17 protein-coding genes and 1 other annotated feature are annotated in these 16864 nt (G+C 48.3%); of the genes, 13 read left to right on the forward strand and 4 right to left on the reverse strand.

Annotation, left to right across the window (positions count from 1 at the left end; all coding sequences use genetic code 11):
* Positions 1–39: 39 nt before the first annotated feature.
* From C161_RS06745 to ku, 3 genes are all read right to left on the reverse strand, one after another.
* Positions 40–1137 (reverse strand): GerAB/ArcD/ProY family transporter, encoded by a 1098-nt coding sequence (locus tag C161_RS06745; RefSeq protein ID WP_036668947.1) that lies wholly within the window; start codon positions 1135–1137, stop codon positions 40–42.
* Between the two features lie 177 nt (positions 1138–1314).
* Positions 1315–2184, reverse strand: a complete 870-nt coding sequence (locus C161_RS06750) for a VOC family protein (protein WP_036668950.1) — start codon at positions 2182–2184, stop codon at positions 1315–1317.
* Between the two features lie 316 nt (positions 2185–2500).
* Complete coding sequence (gene ku / locus C161_RS06755) at positions 2501–3415, reverse strand: non-homologous end joining protein Ku (protein WP_017690092.1); 915 nt, start codon at positions 3413–3415, stop codon at positions 2501–2503.
* A gap of 202 nt (positions 3416–3617) precedes the next feature.
* Here ku and C161_RS06760 point away from each other — a divergent pair, with 202 nt between their 5' ends.
* The 7 genes from C161_RS06760 (at position 3618) to C161_RS06790 (ending at position 10230) form a co-directional block, all read left to right on the forward strand.
* Positions 3618–3914 (forward strand): hypothetical protein, encoded by a 297-nt coding sequence (locus C161_RS06760; protein ID WP_036668952.1) that lies wholly within the window; start codon positions 3618–3620, stop codon positions 3912–3914.
* A 4-nt stretch (positions 3915–3918) separates the two neighbouring features.
* Complete coding sequence (locus C161_RS06765) at positions 3919–4095, forward strand: H-type small acid-soluble spore protein (RefSeq protein WP_026081228.1); 177 nt, start codon at positions 3919–3921, stop codon at positions 4093–4095.
* 267 nt (positions 4096–4362) lie between these two features.
* Entirely contained in the window at positions 4363–4845 is a 483-nt protein-coding gene (gene tsaE, locus C161_RS06770; protein ID WP_036668953.1) for a tRNA (adenosine(37)-N6)-threonylcarbamoyltransferase complex ATPase subunit type 1 TsaE, read from the forward strand.
* Between the two features lie 2 nt (positions 4846–4847).
* Positions 4848–5696, forward strand: a complete 849-nt coding sequence (gene tsaB, locus C161_RS06775) for a tRNA (adenosine(37)-N6)-threonylcarbamoyltransferase complex dimerization subunit type 1 TsaB (RefSeq protein ID WP_036669213.1) — start codon at positions 4848–4850, stop codon at positions 5694–5696.
* Between the two features lie 17 nt (positions 5697–5713).
* Positions 5714–6235, forward strand: coding sequence for a ribosomal protein S18-alanine N-acetyltransferase (gene rimI, locus C161_RS06780; protein WP_036668955.1), 522 nt, complete (start codon positions 5714–5716; stop codon positions 6233–6235).
* A complete protein-coding gene (gene tsaD, locus C161_RS06785) occupies positions 6232–7287 on the forward strand; it encodes a tRNA (adenosine(37)-N6)-threonylcarbamoyltransferase complex transferase subunit TsaD (RefSeq protein ID WP_036611272.1) in 1056 nt (351 codons plus the stop codon). The genes rimI and tsaD overlap by 4 nt, the downstream gene beginning before the upstream one ends.
* A gap of 709 nt (positions 7288–7996) precedes the next feature.
* Positions 7997–8335 (forward strand) — a binding site (T-box leader).
* A 335-nt stretch (positions 8336–8670) separates the two neighbouring features.
* Positions 8671–10230: a 2-isopropylmalate synthase gene (locus tag C161_RS06790; protein WP_036668956.1), complete on the forward strand. Its 1560-nt coding sequence runs from the start codon at positions 8671–8673 to the stop codon at positions 10228–10230.
* A gap of 651 nt (positions 10231–10881) precedes the next feature.
* Here C161_RS06790 and C161_RS06795 read toward each other — a convergent pair.
* Entirely contained in the window at positions 10882–12840 is a 1959-nt protein-coding gene (locus tag C161_RS06795; protein ID WP_036668959.1) for an ABC-F family ATP-binding cassette domain-containing protein, read from the reverse strand.
* Between the two features lie 279 nt (positions 12841–13119).
* Here C161_RS06795 and C161_RS06800 point away from each other — a divergent pair, with 279 nt between their 5' ends.
* The 6 genes from C161_RS06800 to groES all read left to right on the forward strand — a co-directional run bounded on the left by C161_RS06800 (position 13120) and on the right by groES (position 16799).
* Positions 13120–13758, forward strand: coding sequence for a 5-formyltetrahydrofolate cyclo-ligase (locus C161_RS06800; protein WP_036668962.1), 639 nt, complete (start codon positions 13120–13122; stop codon positions 13756–13758).
* Positions 13759–13785: 27 nt separating this feature from the next.
* Positions 13786–14277: a cyclic pyranopterin monophosphate synthase MoaC gene (gene moaC, locus C161_RS06805; protein ID WP_306068493.1), complete on the forward strand. Its 492-nt coding sequence runs from the start codon at positions 13786–13788 to the stop codon at positions 14275–14277.
* A 37-nt stretch (positions 14278–14314) separates the two neighbouring features.
* Entirely contained in the window at positions 14315–14800 is a 486-nt protein-coding gene (locus C161_RS06810) for a MogA/MoaB family molybdenum cofactor biosynthesis protein (protein WP_017690080.1), read from the forward strand.
* A 208-nt stretch (positions 14801–15008) separates the two neighbouring features.
* Complete coding sequence (gene tatA / locus C161_RS06815; RefSeq protein ID WP_036668966.1) at positions 15009–15257, forward strand: twin-arginine translocase TatA/TatE family subunit; 249 nt, start codon at positions 15009–15011, stop codon at positions 15255–15257.
* 78 nt (positions 15258–15335) lie between these two features.
* Entirely contained in the window at positions 15336–16118 is a 783-nt protein-coding gene (gene tatC, locus C161_RS06820; RefSeq protein WP_017690078.1) for a twin-arginine translocase subunit TatC, read from the forward strand.
* A 399-nt stretch (positions 16119–16517) separates the two neighbouring features.
* Positions 16518–16799, forward strand: a complete 282-nt coding sequence (gene groES, locus C161_RS06825) for a co-chaperone GroES (protein WP_017690077.1) — start codon at positions 16518–16520, stop codon at positions 16797–16799.
* Positions 16800–16864: the final 65 nt, after the last annotated feature.

Consider the following 16864-nt stretch of genomic DNA (forward strand, 5'->3'; position numbering starts at 1 on the left):
TCGTATCAACCAATTAGCGCAGGTTAATTTGGAATTTAGTTATATTTTTTGAAAACGGGATTTCATATGATGCACCAGAATGAGCAGTAACGGAAGTGCTATGCCACAGGTCAGATCCCAATCAATCCAATAGGGAATAACGACCTTGAGATAAAAGTTCTCGTTTGGAGAGATTAGAATAGACATGGCGAGAATAAGCATGGCACCCGGCAGGATCAGAGAACGGTGACTGGACAAGCGAAACAGATGAGCGAGGCCCAGGACAAAACCGTAGAAGAACAGAGCGGCTTTGAAGAAAACTGCAATAATCCAGACCGATGCTATGAAAGCTTCGATGCGTTGCATAAAGTTTCCGATATTGATCTTCTGTGAAAGGTTGAATGAAGCGAACCAGTGATGCTGGGTCATCCATGGTCCCATGACGAGCAGACACATACTTAGCGTCAGTGTGAGTAACAATCCGCCAATCATCCCTGCTAACAGGATGTCCTTCTTCAGATGGGGTTCATTTTTAGTGTAGGGAAAAAACATCATGAAGATGCATAGCTCACAGTAGGGATAGGTGAGTACAGCAACAAAACCTTTGAATGGATCAAGAAACCCTTGTGCCAGCACAGGTTGGATGTTGGCCAAACGTACATGGGGGATTAGACACACCGTCAGAATAAGCAGAAACAACACGATCAGAGGAAGAAAGACCTCAGCAGTTTTACCAATGCTCTCCAGACCCGACAGAAGCCCCCAGACAAGCGCATACATAAAAACCAAATGCAGAATCAGTAATGGAGATTCCGGCAAGATCTGAGTAGACATAAAATCGCCAATCTCCCTAATGAACGTTGAGGTACTGATCAGGAAATAAAAGAGATAAAAAGAGCCAAACAAGGTTCCGATCCAGGGTCCCAGTGTTCGAAGAGCATTTTGAATCAGATTTAACCGGGGATGCAGTTTGTAGGCAACTAGCATAATGAAGAGTATTCCCAAGCCCCCTACGACTCCCAATAAGGCTGATAACCAGGCATCCTGATGAGCGTAGGATGTGATCATGGAAGGGAAGACCAGAATCTGCTCCCCAATTGTGCACAGGAACATGAGTGAAGCGAGCTGTCTAACTGTCAAACGTCCCTTTTCGATCATGAGGTATCTCCTTAACATATCTTGTCTATGTATTGGTTAGAATGCACCAATTGTGCCAGTTTTATAAAAGCCAACTCAAAAAGCCCGGGTAACTGATCTCTCTGTGATGTAGAGAAATCAGTTACCCGGGCTTATTAAAATGAGGTTAAGCAAACATATTGTAACGCCTAAACAAAATCAGTTCGCAGTTGTCAGACGTATACGAATATTTTGTGGGTCTACCGTAAACCAGGTACCCTCCACTTGGGTAACGACTGCACCGGATTGACGCAATTGCTCAAGTGCCTGATCCAATTGTTCCTGTGTGGCGTACACAATGGTGAAGTAGTCAATTCCTGTAGCGTTATCTGGATTAACAGGTGCGTTCACTCCCGCCCAGATATTAAGTCCCAGATGATGATGATAGCCACCTGCGGATACAAATAGTGCTGACATGTTGGCGAAGTTACCCACGATATCAAAACCGAGTATGCCAGTGTAATAGTTGCGAGCTTCTTCCAGGCTGCGGACGTGGAAATGTACATGACCAATAACGGTGCCAGTAGGCAGACCCTGCCAAGGTTCATTCTCCGAGATGGCAAACAGGCTTTCCACATCAACAGGATCACTTGCCATCACGTAGTTATTGTCGCTATCCCGTTTCCAGGTATCACGTGCACGGTCCGCATAGATCTCAATCCCGTTCTGATCGGGATCGGAGATATAGAAGGCTTCGCTGACTAAGTGATCGCCTTGGCCGATATCGATACCGGATGCAGCCAGATTACGAAGAGCAAGACCCAGGGACTTACGGTCAGGCAGCAGGATGGCGAAATGATACAAGCCAGCGTGTGAGCGTTCCGGCAGGGTAATTCCATCCGTGAGCTCTTCCAATCGCAGCAGGGACTGTTTTCCGTCGGCTGTCAACGTGGCCACTTTGCCACTACGCTTCAGTAATTTTAATCCAACCACTTCGGTATAGAACTTAATTGAACGGTCTAGGTTCATAATTCGCAGACTCACTTCACCCAGATGGGTTGTGGCAGGGATTTGATATGTTGTATTCATGATTGTTTCCTCCTGATAATAGATAATATGGGTGCTCGTTTAATTGTGTATATGCGTTGAAAACGGATTATTTAATTGCATACTGTTGAAGTAGAATTACAGGGTGACTGTATATTCATAAATAAGTTACTTTTCATAAGTTAATATAAAATATAAATCAGCTTTCGTCAATTGTATTTTGCAATTATAACTGGAGTTTTATTGACAAGAACTGCTTCAATAGTTCTGTAAAACAAAAAAATCCGACTGTAAAGCCGGACTTGAGTTGAACGCATTACACACGCATATAACGGAATCGGTCTTGCCTTAGCGACATTCAAACTTTTGGTTTGGGTGTCGCCTTTTTTCTTTTGGCTGGTGCAGCAGGTGTATCGGATTCTCCTCCGGCAACCGCTTGAGCAGGCGTTTTTCGCGGTGCACGTTTCTTAGGCTTGGCCGTTGTTGTCCCAGGGTCAGCCGGAATAGGCTTCACGGCCTCGATACTTGCCTGCAAGGCAGCCATCAAATCCATCACATTGGCTTCAGGTTTGGCTGGAGCAATTTTGATTTCTTCACCTGCCACTTTGTGCTGGATAAGATCCAGCAGTTTGCTGCGATAGTCATCGGTGTATTTACCGGGTTCAAAAGGTGTGGACAATTGATCAATCAGCAACTTTGCCATCGTGAGTTCCTTTTCATTCACGTTCTGCACTTCCGGCAAGTTGGGCACCTGGGAGACAGGACGAATCTCGTCCGGATAGAAAATCGTCTCCATGGAGAGGCAATCTTCCAGCACACGTATTGCAGCCAGACTGCTTTTCGAGCGAATGGAGATTTTGGCGATGCCAATTTTGCCGGTATCCCGCATGGCGTTCATCAAGAGCTGGTAGGCATTTCCACCAGCCTGATCGGGCGATAGGTAATATGTTTTCTGGAAATAGATCGGATCAATCTCAGTCAAGTCGACAAAATCCAGTATGGTAATGGTTTTGCTGGTGGAATCATTTAACGCTTCCAATTCATCTTTCTCGAAGAGTACAAACTTTCCTTTTTCATATTCATAACCTTTGGTGATCTCTTCCCACTTCACGTCCACTTCACAGGATGGACATTGACGAACATAAGCGAGCGGGCTGCCGCAGACTTTATGGATATAGCGCATGGAGATGTCTTTGTCTTCGGTAGCCGAGAACATTTTGACAGGGACATGCACAAGGCCAAAACTGATTGCACCTTTCCAGACGGTATGCATAGATCGGCTCCTTTCATTGAGGTACCTTTATATTTAATAGTATGGGCATCTGGCGCGAGGGATAATCGTCTTGTAGACGAACGAATTCGTATGGTTCGGCGAGACTCGGGGATGATAACAGAAACATGTTTGGATTCCGACAGGAAGACGAGCATGGGATTAGGTAGTTATTCTCGCAGCACATATGCCGGGAGGTGCAATATTGAAGAATAGACGTGATGAGGAAGAAGCACACAAGCATGCATTTTCTCCGTACCCTCTTGCTGAAGCCGAAAGTGCTGAAGAATTCTATACACCTGCTACAGCTGTAAACTGGGAAGCGGTCACTTCGGAAGAATTGCCCCTTGATCGTGAGTCGTTCATGCTCGACATTGATCGGATGGTGAATGAAGGGTTAGGCGGGGGACAGGTTACGGAAGATAACGGTTATATTGGTGAAAGTACAACAGATAGCATGGTTCGAGAGTCACATGATGATCCGGAAGGGGAGTATGAATAAGATGATGGATGCAAAGCGCGCCAAAGCGATCTATGATTCGAAGGATACCATTGCCGTTACGCTGGAGGGAGATCCAGTCTGGATCGAGAATGTGGATGAAGCCAATGGCATGGCAACCGTTCAGGTTGGCAGCAGGCCGGGAAATACCCAGACGGTTCGTGTGGATCGTTTGGAGGAGTAGATACAAGATGCATTTAGTTATTGAGGCATTCGAGAATGAATAAAAGCTGAAATATATGTATAACACGGCCGGTACCGGGAGGTGCCGGTTTTTTGGTTTTTCCTAATAGGTGTCTGAAACTTCGAAGGAAGCGAGTTTTGAAACATGTCTAATAATGCACGTTATATTTCCGCTCGCCTCCTTGGATGTTGCGGGGGAAGAAAGGGACCGATATAATAAGGTTCAAAGTGAACTCAGGCGGCTGGACCGCCAAAGGTGGGGCGAATATTGAATCAGACGCACGAGCAGTGGGTGTATCAATCCCATGGCATTGCAGATACAGAAGCACTCGCTTCCGCACTCGCCAGACAGGCAAACGCCGGCATGGTGATTGCTTTGGATGGTGATCTGGGGGCGGGAAAAACGGCATTTTCACAGAAATTTGCCTGGCATTTGGGTGTACGTGATGTGGTAAGCAGTCCCACATTCACGCTAATCAAGGAGTACGAAGGGCGTCTGCCTTTATATCACATGGATGTATATCGCATATCGCTGGAAGAAGCGGATGAGCTTGGACTTGATGAATATTTCTATGGAGCCGGAGTCAGTCTGGTGGAGTGGTCGAGTATAATTCCCGAATTGCTGCCGCAAGAGCACTTGCATGTGCAGATTGAAACAACGGGCCTGGAGGATCGAACGATTACACTGGATGGGTACGGCGAGACTTATGCAGCCATATGCCGACAGTTCAGACAGAATGGAGTCAAATGATGATGGAAGATTTACAAAAAGAGCCGCGTCAGCGGTTTTTGGCGTTGGATACATCCACCGCAGTGATGGCAGCTGCGATGATGGAAGATCATGCGCTTCTGGAAGAACGCAATGAACGGGCTGAGCGTAACCATTCGGTACACGTCGTACCGGTGATGGAGCAGCTGCTGGCCGCCAGCAACACACAGCCTGGGCAACTTGACGGCATTGCCGTTGGCGTTGGCCCAGGCTCGTACACGGGCATCCGCATTGCGGTGACCGCGGCGAAGACACTGGCCTGGGCGTGGGACATCCCCGTAGCCGGGGTGTCCAGCCTTCAGGCCATCGCCTGGGGCGGCTGGCACAGCGGCCTTGCCACCAAGGCGGAAGCTGCGGCAGAAGATGCCGCAGCAGGGGCTGGCGGAACGCCATCCGCGGACCAGGGCAGCACAGGTGCTGCCCCTGTCCACTGGATCGTTCCGCTTGTGGATGCACGGCGCGGTCAAGCGTGCACCGCGCTGTTTGCCTCCGCCGGGAGCGATGCGCCCCGGCGTCTGGCGCCTGATGCCATCCGCAAGATGGACGGATGGCTGGAAGCCCTCGCCGCCCGCATGGCGGAGGCGGCGCCGGAAGAGCGGCCCGTAGCCGTCTGGATCGTCGGCGAGACGGGCCCTCATGCTGCGGCAGCGGCGGAGCTTCGCTGCCCCGCAGGAACGGCGCTCCAGCTCGTACCTTATGAACTGGAAGGCCGCTGGGTTGGGCGCCTTGGCGCCGCCGCGCTGCTTGCAGGTCAGCGTGATGACGTGCATGCGCTGGTGCCGAACTACACCCAGCTGTCTGAAGCGGAAGCCAATCTGCTGCGCAAAGGCTAAAGGGGGAGGGGAAGCAGATGGACAATGTGGCGAATAATAAGCAGGAAGCAACGCTTCAGTTCAGGTTCATGACACTCGCGGATATTCCCGATGTGATGGAGATTGAACATGAGGCCTTTACCCTGCCCTGGACGGAAGAAGCATTTCAAAATGAATTGACACACAATCATTTTGCTAAATATATGGTGATGGAATTAGAAGGAAAAGCCATCGGCTATGCAGGTATGTGGACAATCATGGATGAAGCCCATATTACCAATATTGCAGTCAGAGGCGCGTATCGTGGACGCAAGCTTGGCGAAAAGTTACTGGATGAATTAATGAGCACAGCGGCTTATCTCGGGATGGAACGAATGACGCTGGAGGTCAGAGTCTCGAACAGCATTGCACAGCGTTTATATCAGAAAAAAGGGTTTGAATCGGCGGGTCTTCGTAAAGGGTATTACTCCGATAATGGGGAAGATGCGATGATTATGTGGGCGAACTTGCCGTCCGCAGGCCGGAGCGGCGAAGAGGAAGGAAGCGTACTGGATTCATGAACGAACTCAATGAAAAAATAAATTCTGCACCATCCTATATTTTGGCGGTGGAGACAAGCTGTGATGAAACATCGGTAGCAGTAGTCAAAGATGGACGGGAAGTGCTGTCCAATCTGATCTCAAGTCAGATCGAGACGCATAAGGCATTTGGTGGTGTTGTACCTGAAGTGGCTTCACGCAAACACGTTGAAGTCATTACGTTGATGCTGGAACAGGCGATCGAACAGTCCGGCATTCGTCCACGTGATCTAAGTGCAATTGCCGTAACACAGGGGCCTGGGCTGGTCGGAGCACTGCTGGTGGGTATCGTTGCGGCCAAAACGATGGCGATGGCACTGGGCAAACCGCTCATTGGCACACATCATATTGCCGGGCATATCTATGCCAACCGACTTACTCATGAACTGCAATATCCAGCGATGGCACTGGTCGTATCTGGTGGACATACAGAACTCGTGCATATGGAATCCGAGGGTAAGTTCAAACTGATTGGTCGTACACGTGATGATGCCGTAGGCGAAGCGTATGACAAAGTAGCACGTGCACTGGGTTGTCCTTATCCGGGAGGCCCGCATGTGGACCGGATGGCGTCTGAAGCGGAGGATGTAGTGCCATTACCACGGGTATGGCTGGAAGCAGGTTCGTACGATTTCAGTCTCAGTGGTCTGAAGTCTGCTGTACTGAATGTGCTCAACCAGGCCAAAATGCGCGGAGAAACCTTGGAGCCGTCTGCGGTTGCACGTGGTTTCCAGGAAGCTGTTGTTGAAGTACTGGTGGAGAAAGCCGTTAGAGCAGTTCGTGAATATGGTTCACGTCAACTGTTATTATGCGGTGGTGTTGCAGCTAACCGGGGGTTACGCTCGGCATTACAGGAGCGATGCACGAAGGAAGGGCTTGAACTGTTAATCCCGCCAATGGAATATTGTACGGATAATGCGGCCATGATAGGAGCAGCTGCGTATCTGAAATGGCAGCGGGGAGAAATTGCTGAATTTGATGCGAAGGCAGATCCGGGACTTTCTCTGGAGGAATGGTCCGTTCAGTCCTTATAGAGGTTGTTCAAAAAGCCCGCTTTTGATTACGAATGATGCCTAGCGGCATCATCAGCATCGAAGATGGGATTCAGCCGAAATGTCCGTTGCTCACGTAGTTTTGACTACGCTCCGCTACTCCATTTCTAGCTTCATCCCATCTTCTCGGTACTGAAAACCGATCTTTTTGAACACGCACTTATAGTTTATATAAACAGGCAGTTTGAGATTAAGAGTTGACAGCAGGGATGTAAAGAATGTATATTTAGTTACAAATTTAAACAGGAATTCAGATTCCTGAACTGATAAACGCGATGAACAGGAATAGTAAGGTCATTCCCGGTTATAGAGAGCTGCGGTATGGTGCAACGCAGTCGAAGGAAACCTGAAACTCACCTGGAAGCGGAACGATGGAACACGGTGACTCCCTGGGAGAATCCGAAGGCCGATCATGGCCCAAAGTACATGGTTACGGGTTGCCTCCGTGAATGGGCCGTTGTTGGTAGGACCGTTATTACAAGGATCAACTGACGATAACTGAGGGGGCTTTCAGGCTGCTTCAAGTGATCCGATTATGCGAAAGCATTCAGGGGTTGTCTTGAATGAACAGGAATGAAGTCAACAAGAGTGGTACCGCGAAGGTGAACAGCCTGTCGTCTCTTGCATTATTGCATGAGGTGGCAGGCTTTTTTGATTTTCAAAATAAGGCTGAATGAAGTTAGGTCATATTATAAATGTGATGAACGGGAGCAGTAGAACGAGAAAGCGCTCAGAGAGCTGCGGGGTGGTGCGACGCAGTGGCTGGAATCCTTCGAATCTCGCCCGGGAACGGAGTTGTGGAAGCGTGGGGACGATATCAATCGCCCAGTTGTCCTGATGGACAACAACATGTGTTACACAGCAACGGTTAACCCCCGTTATAGGGTGTTTCTCCGAATTCCAGTGGTGTCGTGCGTGTACGTACATCCAGTGGATTTCGGAGACGACGAGGTGGATGGAGTCCGGCGCAAGCCTGGCCCATCAAGCGAGAGTGGTACCGCGGAGGGGATAATAACCCGCCGTCTCTTATATGAGATGGCGGGTTATTTGTGTTTGCTGCCGGCAGCAGGGTGGGCATGGGAAGAACCATATGGAGATTGAAAAGTCAGAGGATCAGGGTGTAAGTCGACGTACACTCTGTCATGAGGGTAAGCAGGATATACAACGAACCAGTAATGAACATTGAACAACAAGTATAGGCACGAAACATTCAACAGGTATTACTGATCACCAAGGACTAAGCTACAAACAACATACGCGTTTACAAACAAAACATATAACAACAGGGACGGCGATCAGTGGGTGTTCTGTGGCACGTGGATCATAACGAAAATATTTATAAAAATTTGATGGAGGTTGATGGATATGACAACAACTAATAACAAACGCATGATTGAAATTTTTGATACAACGCTGCGTGATGGAGAACAGGCACCAGGAGCAAGTCTGCAACCCGAGCAAAAGATTGAACTGGCACACCAATTGGCTTCTCTGGGTATCGACGTCATTGAGCCTGGATTCCCGATCTCCAGTCCAGGTGAGTTCGCGGCGGTTCAGGCGATTTCGAGACAGTTGCAGAACGTGGAAATCTGCGGATTCGCGCGGGCGGTCAAAGGTGATATTGATGCAGCTGTGCAAGCAACAGCGGATGCAGCACGGCGCCGAATTCACCTGTTTATCTCTTCCTCGGATATTCATATTGAGCATCAACTGCGCCGTCCGCGCAGTGAAGTGGTGGCTACCGCTCGTGAGATGGTATCTTATGCACGCCAGTTCACGGACATCGTAGAGTTCACAGCCATGGATGCTGCCCGTACCAAGATGGACGATTTGATTGAAATGGTTGAAGTCGCCATTGAAGCTGGAGCGAGCATTATCAATCTGCCGGATACGGTCGGATATGCCCTGCCACATGAGTATGGTGAGATGTTCCGCCGGGTGCGTGAGGGTGCAAGGGGCGGCGATCAGGTTCGCTATAGTGCCCACTGTCATAATGATCTGGGCCTGGCCGTAGCCAATAGTTTGGCTGCGATTGCCAATGGAGCTACCCAGATTGAAGTGACCATCAATGGTATCGGAGAACGGACGGGGAACTGTGCACTGGAAGAGCTGATTATGGCGCTGGAGACTCGGGGAGACGCAATTGGTGCAACGACGAACATTAAGCTGAATCAGCTGTATGAGACTTCACGTCAGATTAGCCGTGCGATGCACTTCCCGATTGCGTACAACAAACCAGTGGTGGGACGTAATGCATTCCAGCATGAATCTGGCATCCATCAGGATGGTCTGCTGAAGAATCGGAGCACCTATGAGATTATGGACCCGGAAGCGCTGGGTATCCCACGCAGCATGATTATTCTGGGCAAACACTCCGGTCGTCACGCCCTGAAGGATCGGGTTCGCAAATACGGTTTTGAGCCGGATGAGCAACAGATGGAGCAATTGTATGAGGTGTTCAAAGAAACCGCAGACCAGCAAAAAGTGGTCAGTGACGACCAGTTATTACAGATGGTTAGCCAGACTATGAATATTCCTGCACAGGACTATGAACTGGTTGAATTGCAGGTGACAGCGGGCAGTATGACGGATCGAATGGCCGCCGTTCGCATTCGCACAAGCGCTGGAGAACAATCTTACTCCGCTGTTGGCGGTGGACCCGTGGATGCAACCATCCGTGCGATTGGTCAGAGCATTTCGGATGATATTGCATTTGTAGATATGGAGATGCATGCCTTGAGTGGTGGAGAGGGTGCAAGTGCAGAAGCTGTAGTTACCGTGGAACGTGCAGGACGTGAGTTCCGGGGAACAGCAACACATAATGATATCGTCATGGCTGCCGGTTTGGCTTATGTAGCGGCTTGTAATGCTGCTGGGCTGAAGGCCGAGTCTTCCGAACATCATGAACAAGAAGCACATGCGTAAAACATCTTTTGCCAGATCGCATCTACAGCGGCAATAGTAGCAATTGCAATTCGTTGTAAATATGCATGGCATATAGTAAATAAATGACGGGCAGGCCTTGAACGACAAAGGTCTGCTTTTGTCTTATTATGGAGGTACATTGAGGAGTGGAATGATGCATTTGTCAAGGTGTTATTATAGTTATCCACATATCCAGTGTAATTTGTGGGTAACTATCCCAAAGCCAAACCAGCATAGTTTTCGAAACGAAAAGGGTTTAGGGGATAGAATGACTCCTTACTATCCACAAAGTTGTGGATAAAGTGGATAACTTGGTGGATAAATATGGTTTTTGTGTGCAAAAGGCTATTCTACCGCTGTATAATTAAGCTTATTAATGTGCTTGCTATCTTGCTTTCTTGTGGATAAGTCTGAGGAACAGGGGGATAAAAATATTTTTCTTCATTCGAGTAAATTTGACAAAAGCCAAAACAGCTCTCCCAACCTCCGTATGTTAGAGTTCAATCTCAAGGAACATAAAGAAGATAGGGTGCATAGCTTCAATACGCATCCTCAACAAACAAAAAGCTGATCCCAATAAGGAATCAGCCGGTGGTACTACTATAATTGTATGACGCGATCAAGCCATGGTCTGAGTCTGTACTATTCGTACTATTCCATAGCTAGTTCTTCCCAGTCCTCGTAGGCTTTGGTGAGTTCTGCTTTGTGTTCCTCCGATTGTTGCTGGAGTTCTTGCAGCTTCATATAATCCTGATAGATTTCAGGCAGAGCCATCTGTGCCTCAAGTTCGGTGATCTTCGTTTCCAACTCCGCAATCTGTTGTTCCAGAGCTTCCTGCTTGCGTTGTCGGTTGCGCTCTTCACGCTTCGCCTGTTTTTCCGCTTCGAATGAAGCCGCTCCGGATTTTTCGGTTGTGGCTGTGTTCAGATCGGATTTGGACGAGTTCTTGGACGAAGCCTGACGTGCCTCAGCAGCTTCACGTGCGATGTCCTCAAGCTCCTGTTTTTTCTCCACATAATCATCGTAATTACCGAGATATTGCTCTGTGCCGCCTGGATGAAGTTCAACAATGCGTTCAGCCATTTTGTTGAGGAAGTACCGGTCATGGGAGATGAACAGCAGGGTGCCTTCATAATCCATTAATGCCGCTTCCAGCACTTCTTTGGCAAACAGGTCGAGATGGTTCGTAGGCTCATCCAGAATGAGCATGTTGGCTTCCTTCAGCATCAACTTGGAGAGAGAGACACGTGCCTTCTCACCGCCGCTGAGGGAGGAAATTTTCTTGAGCACATCGTCACCGCTGAACAAAAAGTTCCCCAGTACGGTCCGAATGCGTGCTTCTTCCATCCCGGGATAGGCACTCCACAGTTCTTCCAGAACCGTGTTGGACGGATTGAGCCCAGTCTGTTCCTGATCATAATAGCCAATCTGCACTTTTGTTCCCCATTGGATCTCCCCGCTTACCGGACGTAAACTTCCCGTAAGACACTTCAGCATGGTGGATTTACCAATACCGTTTGGTCCAATCAGAGCAACCGTTTCCCCGCGTCGCAGATCGAAGGATACGTTGCGGAACAATGGAGAAGCCTCGTCATAAGCGACAGACAGCTGATCTACTCGAAGCACTTCCTTGCCTGACATAACGGCGGTTTCGAAGGAAAAATGGGCTTTTTTCAAATCTCCCATCGGTTTATCAAGCCGCTCCATTTTGTCGAGGGCTTTGCGCCGGCTTTGCGCCCGTTTGGTCGTCGAAGCACGTACAATGTTTTTCTGGACAAAATCTTCCATCTTGGAGATTTCGCCTTGCTGTTTCTCATATTGCTTCATCTGAGTTTCATATTCGGCAGCTTTGAGCTCCATATAACGGCTGTAATTTCCCGTATATTTTTTGGAGCGGTGACGTTCGATCTCAACGATGGTTGTTACGAGTCGATCAAGGAAGTACCGGTCATGGGATACCACGAGCAGTGCGCCTGAATAACCTCTCAGATAATCTTCCAACCAAGTAAGGGTGGCGATATCGAGATAGTTGGTAGGTTCGTCCAGCATGAGCAGATCGGGTGCCTGAAGCAAAATACGAGCAAGGGCAAGGCGTGTCTTCTGCCCGCCGCTCAGAGTAGCAATGGGGGTGTCTGGCGAAAATTCGCCGAATCCCATTCCGTGCAGTACGCTGCGAATGCGGGTTTCCATCTCATAACCGCCATGGTCCTTGAACCAGTCGGAGCGTTTCGCATAACGTTCCAGTAGGTCAGCATACTTTTTCTCGTCTTCCATCTGGGCAGGGTCGGCAATATCGCGTTCCATCTGACGCAAATCAGCTTCAGCCTGTGTCAGGTGAGCGAAGACGTTCATCATTTCTTCCCAGATGTTACGGTCGGATTGTAGCCCGCTGTTCTGAGCCAGGTAACCGAGCGTCGTTTCTTTGGACTTGAAAATCTGTCCTCCGTCATAGGACATTTCACCGGCTACAATTTTGAGCAAAGTGGATTTCCCTGCACCGTTTACACCAACGAGGCCGATGCGCTCGCGTTCTAATATTTGTAAGTTCACGCCGTCCAGGATTGGATCGACACCAAAACGTTTGATAATTCCGGATACTTGCAGCAGCATAAAATTAAGTTCCTCCATAGGTCCAGTTCTTGATATGACAACTATATCCCAGTTTACATGAAATACAGAGCAATTGCACCGATTGGGAACGCATGGGGCATGTAGTCTTTTTGATCAATCAATGATAAACTGAAAGAAGGCATGTTATTACATGAGGATTTTGCAGAAAATGAATCATTTTAACCATTTCAACAAGATGACAACTGGTCATAACATATAAATTGTTTTTAATGAGAGCTTTTTTCTACCTTCCCTATCAACAGGAGGTTATTCAAGGATATGCAGGATCATGCGGAACTGAAAAGTCAGCTTCGATCCAGACTGAGACAGAGCCGTGATCTGATGGATGCAAGCATGCATCAGCAGGCGATGACTAAGATTAACGCTGGAGTGAAGCGGGAGCTGGAGCGCCTTAGACAGGCCAAGAGCAAGGTTGTGAACAGACCACTCGTCATATTCAGTTATTTGTCCTATGGAAGCGAAGCGTCCACAGCTTTTCTGTTTCAAGAGGGCTGGAATCATGGAGATGTGATGTTTGCACCAAAAGTGTTGGCGAATCCACCTCGAATGGAGCTACGGCGAGTGACTGGAGAACAAGATCTGGAGCCAGGCATATGGGGGATACCGGAACCCAAGGATTCCTGTGAAGTCCTGACGCCTGATGATTGGCCGGATATCGATCTCATATTGGTACCGGGGCTTGGTTATGATCTCCATGGCGGGCGTATTGGTTATGGTGGCGGTTATTATGATCGTTTTGCCGAGATGCTTGCAGCAACCTGTGTGATGACGGGCAAGAAACCGTTGATGGCTGCGATGGTATTGCCGGGTCAGTTACAAGAGGAGATCCCGATGGACCTGCTCGATCTGCGGATTGATCTGTTGATAACAACCGAAGGTATATTACATATCGAATAAAGGGTTGTGATGTGATTGAGTTCAGAAGTGAACAACGGCCAGGCTTCGGGTGGCAAACTGACCCATTTTAATGAACAGGGGCGGGCCCGGATGGTTGATATTTCAGGTAAGGAAATTACCGTACGTACGGCTGTGGCCGTAACCAAAGTGACGATGAATCCAGATACACTGGAAGCGATTCGGGAGGGCCGAATCGGCAAAGGTGATGTTCTGGCTGTGGCTCAGATTGCCGGGATTCAAGGCGCGAAGAAAACGTCGGACTGGATTCCGATGTGCCATCCACTGGCACTGACGGGTGTGGATATTCGTTTTCATGATAACGGAGTGGATGAATTACACATTGAAGTTACTGTCAAAACCGAAGGCAAAACGGGTGTTGAGATGGAGGCGCTCACGGCTGCCTCAGCTGCAGCACTGACGGTCTATGACATGTGCAAGGCCATGCAAAAAGATATGATTATCGGTCCAACCATGCTGAATTCCAAGAGTGGTGGCAAAAACGGTGATTACAGCCGATAGGCAATATTTATTTTCATAGAGGAGAAGGGTGATCTTTATGGTGTGGAGAACAGCAATCCTGACAGCCAGTGACAAAGGAGCCCGCGGGGAACGTGAGGATACGAGTGCACAAGTCATTCGGGAGCTGGTGGAAGAAGAGCTGGGTGGTCAAATCGTGGAGTACCGTATCGTTCCGGATGAACCCGATGAGATTATTGCGGCTTTGATTGAGATGACGGATTATTTTCACGCCGATCTGGTGCTGACTACCGGTGGCACGGAGCTGGCCATTCGTGATATTACTCCGGAAGCGACCCGGCGCGTAATTGAGCGGGAAGTTCCCGGGATGGCAGAGGCCATGCGGTACAGTGTAATGAGCAAAAACCGTTCTGCAATGCTGTTCCGTGGGGTATGTGGCATTCGTGGGCGCACGCTAATCGTCAATTTGCCAGGTACACCAAAGGGTGTGCATGAACATCTGGCTGCCATTATGGATCAGCTTCCGGAAGCGCTGCTGATGGTTACGGGTCAGTTCAAGCAATAATCGAGCATGGACTCTGGGGCAAGATATCCGATTAGCCATGACTGTTGTTAGATTGTTCTAGTGACATCTCTTATTTGTGAATTTTGCGGGTTATGTAAGTGGTTACATCTATGGTATGATGGGCTTAAATTAAGAACGCAGCAGAGACATCTATGAACATCTGGCCGAGTATGCGCATCTTCGAAGCTTGAGACGAGGAGGAATATCAATGTTTAGTTCCATTGGACCAACGGGCTTTATTTTGCTGGCCGTGATTGCATTGTTGTTGTTTGGACCCAACAAACTTCCGGAACTGGGACGTGCAGTTGGGCGTACCTTCCGTGAATTCAAAGAGGGCGCTCGCGAGATTATCTCTGAGGATGACTCGTCCAATCGCAAAGAGCAGGAGAAGGCGAAACCGCTGGCGGCTGAGAGCACACCTGCAGACAAGCCTGCTGATAAACGCCTGCCGGAATAATCTTGACGGCAATGAAAGAGAAATCCCTTCCTGCCGGAAGGGTTTTGTATTTTAAGCTGGCAATAATGGGGGGCAGGCATGACGCAGCAAATGGAAGAAATGTCGATTACGGAACATCTGAGCGAGCTGCGGAAGCGGCTGATTTATGTACTAAGCATTTTTGTGCTGGGACTGATTGCAGGATTTTTTGTGGCGGACCCGGTATACCAATATCTGACCAAGGCAGAGTCGGCAAAAGGTTTTGTATTACATGCCTTCTCGTTCTGGGACGGGATTGGCATCTATATGAAGATTGCAGGGTTGTTCTCACTTATTATTACGCTGCCGTTTACGGTGTATCAGATCTGGAAGTTTGTTAGTCCAGGGCTAAAGCCGCGCGAACGAAAAGCAACGCTGAAGTATGTGCCCTATGTGTTTCTTTTATTTCTGACAGGTATGGCTTTCTCGTATTATGTTATTTTTCCGATGGCACTTGCCTTCACAACAGCGATAACGGAGAAGATGGGGCTTGTGGAGACCTACGGGATGAAGCAGTATTTCAGCTTCCTGTTTGGCATTGTGCTGCCTGTATCCCTGTTATTTGAACTTCCTTTACTTATTATGTTTCTGACAGGACTGCGGATTCTGAATCCAATTCGCCTTCGCAAGATGCGCAGAGTCTCTTACTTTGTTCTGATCTTCATTGCAGTGGTTATTACACCACCAGACTTTATTTCCGATCTGCTGGTGATGATTCCCTTACTGCTGTTATATGAGATCAGTGTGTTATTATCCGCAATCGTATATCGCAAGCAGCTTGCAGCCGATGAAGAGATCGAATCCCGCTACGTTCGTGCCGAGGATAAGAAACATGCGGGCTGAATGAGGACAAGCTGTAATGTGCCCGGAAAAGACGGTATGTTCTTATCCGGGCTATTTCTGTAGACTGCCGACAACACGACAGGACAAGCAGGCATATTATGTTCAACAATGGATACAATGGGGAAGGGACTGTCTGTTAACGTTGCAGAAGGGTCAAACAATTTCGTAGAATAAGATTAGTGAATTGCAACATAGAACCAGGCACAGCGGGTGTAATTTGGCTATGTTTGTGTAAATTCAACGTAAATTCTCGCAGGAATTCGTCAAAAGGACTTGAAATCATGCTTCAAGTTGAGTATCATAAAGTTGGTTGTTAGCACTGAACACTGTCGAGTGCTAATACATATGGCTACAACCTACAATGTAACGTTATATAATTTCAAAAGGAGGCTATTTTTCATGATCAGACCTTTAGGTGAACGCGTATTGGTAGAACCACTGGAGCAAGAACAAACAACTTCTTTCGGGATCGTACTCCCGGACTCCGCCAAAGAAAAACCGCAAGAGGGTAGAATCATTGCAGTTGGTGCAGGAGTATTGAAAGACGGCGTACGTGTAGCTCTGGAAGTGAAAGAAGGAGATCGCGTTATTTTCTCCAAATATGCCGGTACAGAAATCAAATTCGAAGGTAAAGAATATTTGATTATGAAAGAGAGCGATATTCACGCGATTCTCGACTAATTCAAATTTAATCGGATAACCGAACCATATAGCACGACCATTTTCCAACAAAAACTAGGGAGGTT

Source organism: Paenibacillus sp. FSL R5-192 (assembly GCF_000517845.1).
In the GTDB taxonomy this organism is placed as follows: Bacteria; Bacillota; Bacilli; order Paenibacillales; family Paenibacillaceae; genus Paenibacillus; species Paenibacillus amylolyticus.